The organism is Pseudocitrobacter vendiensis (assembly GCF_943590815.1).
Taxonomy (GTDB): domain Bacteria; phylum Pseudomonadota; class Gammaproteobacteria; order Enterobacterales; family Enterobacteriaceae; genus Pseudocitrobacter; species Pseudocitrobacter vendiensis.
The window spans coordinates 1-6,568 of sequence record NZ_CALSBS010000061.1 but is presented as its reverse complement, the minus strand read 5'-3'; the positions used below and the strand labels follow the sequence as shown (position 1 = coordinate 6,568).

The 6,568-nt window shown below is 50.4% G+C and carries 8 protein-coding genes; 4 read left to right on the top strand and 4 right to left on the bottom strand.

The annotated features are described in order from the left end of the window. Nucleotides 1–183 precede the first annotated feature (183 nt). A complete protein-coding gene (locus tag NMC31_RS25615) occupies nucleotides 184–903 on the bottom strand; it encodes a replication initiation protein (RefSeq protein WP_001749982.1) in 720 nt (239 codons plus the stop codon). Nucleotides 904–1,462: 559 nt separating this feature from the next. On the opposite strand from NMC31_RS25615, the gene ardK reads away from it, so the two are divergent. Then, nucleotides 1,463–1,804: an antirestriction protein ArdAB regulator ArdK gene (gene ardK, locus NMC31_RS25610; protein ID WP_000057569.1), complete on the top strand. Its 342-nt coding sequence runs from the start codon at nucleotides 1,463–1,465 to the stop codon at nucleotides 1,802–1,804. Nucleotides 1,805–1,818: 14 nt separating this feature from the next. Here the strand turns inward: ardK and NMC31_RS25605 are convergent, their stop codons facing one another. From NMC31_RS25605 to mucA, 3 genes are all read right to left on the bottom strand, one after another. Continuing rightward, the gene (locus tag NMC31_RS25605) at nucleotides 1,819–2,610 is read right to left on the bottom strand and encodes a SprT-like domain-containing protein (RefSeq protein ID WP_253899380.1); all 792 of its coding nucleotides are present in this window, start codon (nucleotides 2,608–2,610) and stop codon (nucleotides 1,819–1,821) included. Between the two features lie 150 nt (nucleotides 2,611–2,760). Next, nucleotides 2,761–4,026, bottom strand: coding sequence for a translesion error-prone DNA polymerase V subunit MucB (mucB, locus tag NMC31_RS25600; protein WP_001749980.1), 1,266 nt, complete (start codon nucleotides 4,024–4,026; stop codon nucleotides 2,761–2,763). Next, nucleotides 4,014–4,454 carry a translesion error-prone DNA polymerase V autoproteolytic subunit MucA gene (mucA, locus tag NMC31_RS25595; protein ID WP_000861760.1) on the bottom strand — a complete coding sequence of 147 codons (441 nt, stop codon included), beginning with the start codon at nucleotides 4,452–4,454 and terminating at the stop codon, nucleotides 4,014–4,016. Before mucA ends, mucB begins: the two co-directional genes overlap by 13 nt. A 414-nt stretch (nucleotides 4,455–4,868) precedes the next feature. Here mucA and ardB point away from each other — a divergent pair, with 414 nt between their 5' ends. The 3 genes from ardB to NMC31_RS25580 are packed head-to-tail and all read left to right on the top strand — an operon-like array spanning nucleotide 4,869 to nucleotide 6,005. Further along, a complete protein-coding gene (gene ardB, locus NMC31_RS25590; RefSeq protein WP_000447669.1) occupies nucleotides 4,869–5,294 on the top strand; it encodes an antirestriction protein ArdB in 426 nt (141 codons plus the stop codon). A 57-nt stretch (nucleotides 5,295–5,351) separates the two neighbouring features. Beyond that, entirely contained in the window at nucleotides 5,352–5,756 is a 405-nt protein-coding gene (gene ardR, locus NMC31_RS25585; protein WP_000881513.1) for an antirestriction protein ArdAB regulator ArdR, read from the top strand. A 9-nt stretch (nucleotides 5,757–5,765) separates the two neighbouring features. Beyond that, nucleotides 5,766–6,005, top strand: coding sequence for a hypothetical protein (locus NMC31_RS25580; protein ID WP_000932975.1), 240 nt, complete (start codon nucleotides 5,766–5,768; stop codon nucleotides 6,003–6,005). Nucleotides 6,006–6,568: the final 563 nt, after the last annotated feature.

The following is a 6,568-nucleotide window of genomic DNA, read 5'->3' as shown; positions in this document are numbered from 1 at the left end:
AGCCGTGTGGGAATCCGCCCACCTTGCCGGGCGCCGGTGCCGTGTGGGAATCCGCCCACCTTGCCGGGCGCCGGTGCCGTGTGGGAATCCGCCCACCTTGCCGGGCGCCGGTGCTGTGTGGAAATTCGCCCATCTTCATGACAAAAATTTGTCAAATGACAGGCTCATGTGTGCTGATTTATGTCAGACGGGATTTTGCTTATCAATTATTGAGAACAGAAATTTTCCTGAATCATCAATACTATACTTAGCAAGTAAAGGTGTTTTCTCATTTATCTGCTTGAGTGCAGGATCAAGGAAAGATCGTTTCAACTCTGCCAAGTTCTTCTGTTGGGATTCCGGCAAAAGGAAACGGTCATTTAACCAAGCATGAGTAGTAACCCATAAGCCTGAAGATTTGAATTGAGCAAGACTTTCATAAAGGCGGATCGTCCGTGGATTTCGAAGACTGCCACAATCGCGGAGCGAGTAGGTGGTGAACTGGTTCGTCAGGCCGTAAATGTACCGCAGGAGTTTATGGTTAAATTCGATTTCCCAGATACCACGAGCTGATCGGCTGCCAGCCTCTGTTAGCCAGGGGCGCGCGACGCAGTCAAAACTTCCTTCTTTCGGGTAAAAGATTACCGCAGAACGGCTTAACTCAAACACGCCTTCTTTAACATCCTTGATAGCCTGGTTACGGCTTACCTGAAAAATTTGCTCATAGTCAGCCACCTTTACTTTGAAAGTAGAGTCACCGAGTACAGCCATCTCATCATCATCTTCGCTTACTGAAGCTGTGAAATACGTCTGCATAAGACATAACCAGAGAACGCGCTTTGCTTTTAGCGAGAGGTAGTAAGCAGCTTCGGTAAGCTCGTTAGACTGCTTAACTTTTATCTTTTTGTTCAGCAACTTATCCATGAGCCTTGCCTTTGTGGGTTAAAAATTACTCTCCACACTACCACAAAGTTCAAACAAGTAAATACATTTTTTACAGTTTCGTCTAAGGTGGGCCAATTCCCATAACAAGGTGGGCTAATTCCCATAGTAAGGTGGGGTGTTTCCCATAGATAGGTGGGCCAATTCCCATAACAAGGTGGGCGGATTCCCAGAGATAACACTTATTTATGATTTTAAATCAATGAGTTATATAGCTCTAAAAGACTTTAAAAAGATAAAAAATCTATAAAATACCTTTTAAAAATATGCCTGTGGATATGTGCATATCATCGCTTACCAGCGCCGCTTCGCGGCTCGGTCAACCCCTCAGAACCGCGAAAACAAGTTTCGCAGTTCTTCACGGTTCATGTTTTAATCCAAGCATGGCGCCAGCACCTTCGCGGCACCATCGAGGCCCGCGCTGCTGCCGCACCGGGCCTCACCCTCAAATAAAATAAAGTTTATAAAAATCGTACTTGTATTGACCCCAGTTTATTCTGAGTATATCCTTTCTGTAACCAAAACTACGGAGGCGCCACAGATGGCTCAGAAAAACAGAATTTCAGAAACAGAATGGAAACAGCTGCTGCCGCAAATGGCTTCCTTTGCACACATCACAACAGATATTGGCTATTCCGTGCTTGTCAAAGGTGAGAAATCATCAGACGTAGCCACGCGAGTAGGCCGTTCCAAGCAAAACATTTCCAGCACCGTTAAGCGAATCTGGGATTTGTACCAGAACACCACTCTTAAAGCCGAGAACGGCGAACCATTAAAATTAGTTCAGGTCTGGATACCAGCAAGCCTTGCTGAAACTGTTTTAAAAGAAGCCGCGAAGTACAGCATTAATAACATCACGACCTCGGAAATGGAAAAAAAATAAAGTCCGAAAGGACTTTATTTTAAGACTACTAACGCGGCTTTATTACAGTGCTCGCCACCACAGTAAACCACTATCCCCGGTTTACCCCAGAGATTGATATGACACACCGGGCAGCTGTACTTTTCCCGGTTTGTTTTGTTCACCGGCGCTTCAGGCGGCGGGGTTACAAATCGCATGGCCTCTATGATCTCGTCGTCGAGTTCAACCGGGTCGCGCCCTTCCTCCACCTCCTGTTCGTGTTCGCTATCATCTTCCTCGTCGTCAATATAGCCTTTTCCTGTAGGGCTTAGCACAGCGCCAGGCTTAGGCTGGTAAGGCGGAAACCTGTCCATCCAGGAAAGCCGGAAATGGCCTGTCAGCAGTTCATCACAGGCCATATCGAAAGGGCCACCGGCAATAATATAATGGGTCATGCTCTGGCCCACTTTCCTGCCTCCCGGTTCGCCGGCATCAGAAGGCATTAGTCCTACCCGTTCCATCCGGGCCGCCCACTGTTTGTTGTGATAGCCACGGCGGCCAGGCTCGCCAAAATGGAATTGCCACTGATGAACCATCTCATGCACCAGTGTTGAAAGCGTGGCCTTTATGGTTCTGATCGAGAAATACACCGGATTCATAGCGATCTCGTCTACCGTGTACCCACTCTCACGGCCGACGAAACGCTTAAAGGAACAATAGCCATACGTTCGCTTCTCACGCTGCAACGTTATCAGGCATGGCGGCAGCTCGTTGCTGAATAGCTTCTCATTAAAAAAATCGTAGGCTCTCTGAAGTTCATCGTAGGTTTCGGGCGTAGGCAAATTCACTGTTAACCTCACATATATGTATTGTGCAATACACATAATTTAGCTGATCTTTTATACAGATGAAACGCCTTTTACCGAAAACCGCGAAACCGCGCCGAAACTCGTTTCGGCCGGTTGAGGGGTTGACCGGCCCGCGTGCGGCGCCGGTAATTATTTGATGGTTGCTGTTGGTATCGAGCGCCAGTCTGTCGTGTAATCAGGTGACAACATCTGACGGCGCATGGCAAAGGAGTTATCGATGCCCTGGCCTGCAAAAAACAGCTGGCTCTTGCCACGCCGGTTTATGCCATCGAGAACAGCCATTAACGCCTCGCTGCCAGCTGAAGGCGTAGCAGAGTCGAATAAATCCAGCTGGGCCTCCTTTCCGCTGAAATCGGCCAGCATGATCCCTGCTTTTGCATACGCAATATCTTCCCGCCAGATCCGCGCCAGCGCGGCTTGTGCCGCCTGAATTATCGTGCGGCTGTCCTGGGTTGCCACCGTCAGTTTTTCGGTTGCCTGATTGGCATACTGTGTATCACGCACTGAATAAGGACTGGTGCGGATAAAGACGCTTATGACGCGGCAGTATTGCCGCTCATTACGCAGTTTTTCAGCTGCGCGCGCTGCAAATCCGGTGATCGCCTGCTGCATATCCGCCAGGGCTACTACGCGTTGGCCGAATGAGCGCGATACAACAATCTGCTGCTTCGCCGGAGGGTTTTCTTCCAGGCTGAAGCAAGCCTCGCCGCGTAGCTCCCGTACCGTTCTTTCAAGCACAACACCAAACGTCTTACGGATTAGGCGCGTATCTGCCCTGGCTAAATCCAGCACCGTTTTGATCCCCATTGTGGCGAGTGCTTTCTCTGTACGATGGCCGACGCCCCAGACTTCCGCAACCGGCAGGATGCTCATTAATTTCTTCAGTCTGGCGCCATCGTCCAGAGCAACCACCCCGCCAGTAGCGGGCCATGTTTTTGCAGCGTGGTTACACAGCTTCGCCAGCGTCTTAGTACGGGCAATACCGACCCCGCATACCAGCGTTGTGTGTCGCCTGACTTCCTCGCGCAGTTGGCGCCCGAAAGCGTCAAGGCTCATGGCGGCCGTTATCCCTTTGCAGTCAACAAAAAGCTCGTCGATTGAATACTGTTCGACGTGGCTTGCAAGGGACTCAACTACGGCCGCGAACCGGGCCGACATGGAGGCATAGAGAGTGTAATTAGAGCTAAAAATAGCGATGTTATGACGCTCGATTATGGGTCTGACTTTGAAGTACGGATCGCCCATTTTCAGGCCCGCTTTCTTCGCCAGGTAATTACGGGCCACAATGTTGCCGTCATTGTTGGATAAAACGGCCACTGCTCGGTTTGCCAGATCTGGCCTAAATGCCTGCTCACAGCTGGCGTACATGCCATTGACATCAATCAGCGCAAACATACCGGATGCTCGATAAGGGAATGCGTAACCACTCCCCAGATTTCAACGCTCTCATTATCCGGGTCAATGTAGTACACAGGAAAATCTTTGTTCATCGGCATCAGGCAGGGTCTGGGCCTCAGCAGTAGCCGCTTCACGGTAAATTCATTATGGATGCAGGCGACTACGATTGAGCCGTGGCTGGCCGTCAGCGAGCGATCCACAACCAGTACGTCACCATCATGGATGCGGCCATCTTCCATTGACGAGCCAGAAACCCGCAGGAAGTAAGTTGCTGAAGGGTGACGAACACAATACTCATGCAGGTTTAACTCCTGCTTTTCATAGCCCTGGGCCGGGCTGGGGAACCCCGCAGAAATTCTTTGCAGATAAAAAGGGATGCTGTGTACCCGGCTGGCGCCGGAGCTTTCAAAAATATCGACCTTCATAGCGATCTTCCAAATCACTGTTTACTTATACAGTATCGCTGTTATGGTCAGGTTGGCAAGTTTTACAGGTACTCTACTATATGTAGTGCTGCTTCAGCTGCCAACGAACGCTATATATAGTGTTTGTTGGCTTTCTGCTTTCTCAGTGTCCCCTGTAACCGGCCGCGTGGCGGCGGGCTAGCAGGGAGGGGGGTGGCCTGTCGCTCCGGTCAGTCCCGCAGTTTCCGGCGATTTGCCCCCGGTGTCCGGTGGAGTCCGGCGAGGTCGCCTTCCATGCTCTGACGGGCATAAAATTAGGTAAATATAATCCGTACTTGTATTGACTTTAACGCCCCATTGTACGATAATTAAAAAGTGGCAGGTGATGTGCCTGCCGCTTAACCATCGCCGGTATCGGCTTAAAGAGGAAGTATCATGGAAACTATCGAAATCACCGCCCGCTACATTTCTGAAAACGCCCGCATGAACTTCATGCCTGCGGCATTTCGTGGCGCTTTCTTCAGCGCAGATCACTTCATTCAGTCCTTTCTGAATCGTTACGCTAAAGACTACCAGGGAGGGTATTGGGAATACCTTCAGGCCAGCAATGGCGCGTTTTTTATGGAAGCGCCCCAACCTCTTTGGCTCTCGTTACCTAACTATTTTGAAGGTGAATGCAGCGCGCGCGAAGTAGGGATTATTGTTTGTCTGTATGCCTACAGTTACTTTTGCGGGCTGGCATATGAAGAAGGCAAAGCCGAACTGAACGAAACGATGGCTAACCGGTATCACCTGTTGCGGGAGTACGTTAATACGCTGGAGAACGAAAGCCAGAATCGTATTTATCGTGCCATTGATTAACTGATAACCAGGCGGGCAAAGCCCGCCTTATCGTGACTGTCACGCTCAGGGGAAACTATGTTAGCGACACTTCAACACCCTACCGCCTGGCAATTGCCAGATCGGTTAATGCTTTTGGAACTGTTAATGTTCGATTACCGTAATTCCGATCAGGAGCGCTACGGCCAGCAAATCTATCACCACTATCGTAAACAGGGTAATCATCGCTGGGATACTTCTGTTCATCAGGATAGCGGCGGCCAATACGCGATTATTTTCCGGCACTCCTTCAGCAAAAAACAGGCTGATGGCGTTAAGCGAACGATGATCCGCGATGAAACCGTTATACGGGCAGGTACGGCGCAGGAGCTGACAGAAGCGACATTTCCCGACTTCCAGGATAGCGATATTCTGAAGGCGTCGGATTTCTTTAAGTCGCTTATCCAGCGCAAAGCGGCAGACGTAACACAAACCGATATTTGAGGATCAGCGATGCTGAACAAAACCGAAAACAACACCAACATTAGTAGTATCAACCCCTGTTCTACAGAGAGCCTAATAGCCGTGACGGGAAATGATGGAGAGACGCATATCATTCAGCGTGAGTTAATATCCCACTCTGTTGAAGGGCATGAAGCCACAATCATTCACCTTGTAACCGGGAAGTCGATAAGGGTTTCTTTGTCATCTGAAATTCTGGCAAAAAAACTAGGCATTACCGTGTCTGAATAACGGGTTTTGTTGCTTTGTTATAAGGTTTTATCCGTGTGTGGCAGAGTTCTAAAAAGGGAAACGTGAGAGATTATGAATACGATTAGCATAACGGAAATCGTGTTGAGTGTGCTTCTTGCGGGCGCTTTGGGGCCGGTTTTATTACGTCGAAAAAAAGGTCTGCTGTTACTGTTGTTGATTCTGGTCTGCACGATACTTTTGCTTCATGGTGTCACTACGATTTACTGATGTGGTCGAAAATCTTTAAAAGCGAACCCCCGGACGTCACCCCTCCGGGGCCGTTCTGCTGTGCTGCGCATCGAGCCGCTACGCGTCTCGCCCCGCTCACGCGGGCAGCTGCCACTGACGCCTCCGGCCTGCGGCCTCCGCGCTCCGCTTGGCAACCCCTTCCCCTGCTGCCGCTCATTTCCCCTTCAGCCTCCTATCATGATTCGTCTCCTGCATTATCCGTGGATTGTGCAGCTCAGTGGGGCGCTGGCCGTGACGGTGCGGTGTCCCCCGTAACCGGCCGCGCGGCGGCCGCTAACTCGCAGTACGGCGCCGCGACCCGCAGGCGGGCCGCC

What these genes read in the sequence shown, in the direction of transcription:
- mucB (WP_001749980.1), bottom strand. Translation starts at nt 4,026, where the DNA reads ATGTTTGCGCTGATTGATGTCAATGGCATGTACGCCAGCTGTGAGCAG.
- ardK (WP_000057569.1), top strand. Translation starts at nt 1,463, where the DNA reads ATGGCTCAGAAAAACAGAATTTCAGAAACAGAATGGAAACAGCTGCTG.
- mucA (WP_000861760.1), bottom strand. Translation starts at nt 4,454, where the DNA reads ATGAAGGTCGATATTTTTGAAAGCTCCGGCGCCAGCCGGGTACACAGC.
- NMC31_RS25580 (WP_000932975.1), top strand. Translation starts at nt 5,766, where the DNA reads ATGCTGAACAAAACCGAAAACAACACCAACATTAGTAGTATCAACCCC.
- ardR (WP_000881513.1), top strand. Translation starts at nt 5,352, where the DNA reads ATGTTAGCGACACTTCAACACCCTACCGCCTGGCAATTGCCAGATCGG.
- ardB (WP_000447669.1), top strand. Translation starts at nt 4,869, where the DNA reads ATGGAAACTATCGAAATCACCGCCCGCTACATTTCTGAAAACGCCCGC.
- NMC31_RS25615 (WP_001749982.1), bottom strand. Translation starts at nt 903, where the DNA reads ATGGATAAGTTGCTGAACAAAAAGATAAAAGTTAAGCAGTCTAACGAG.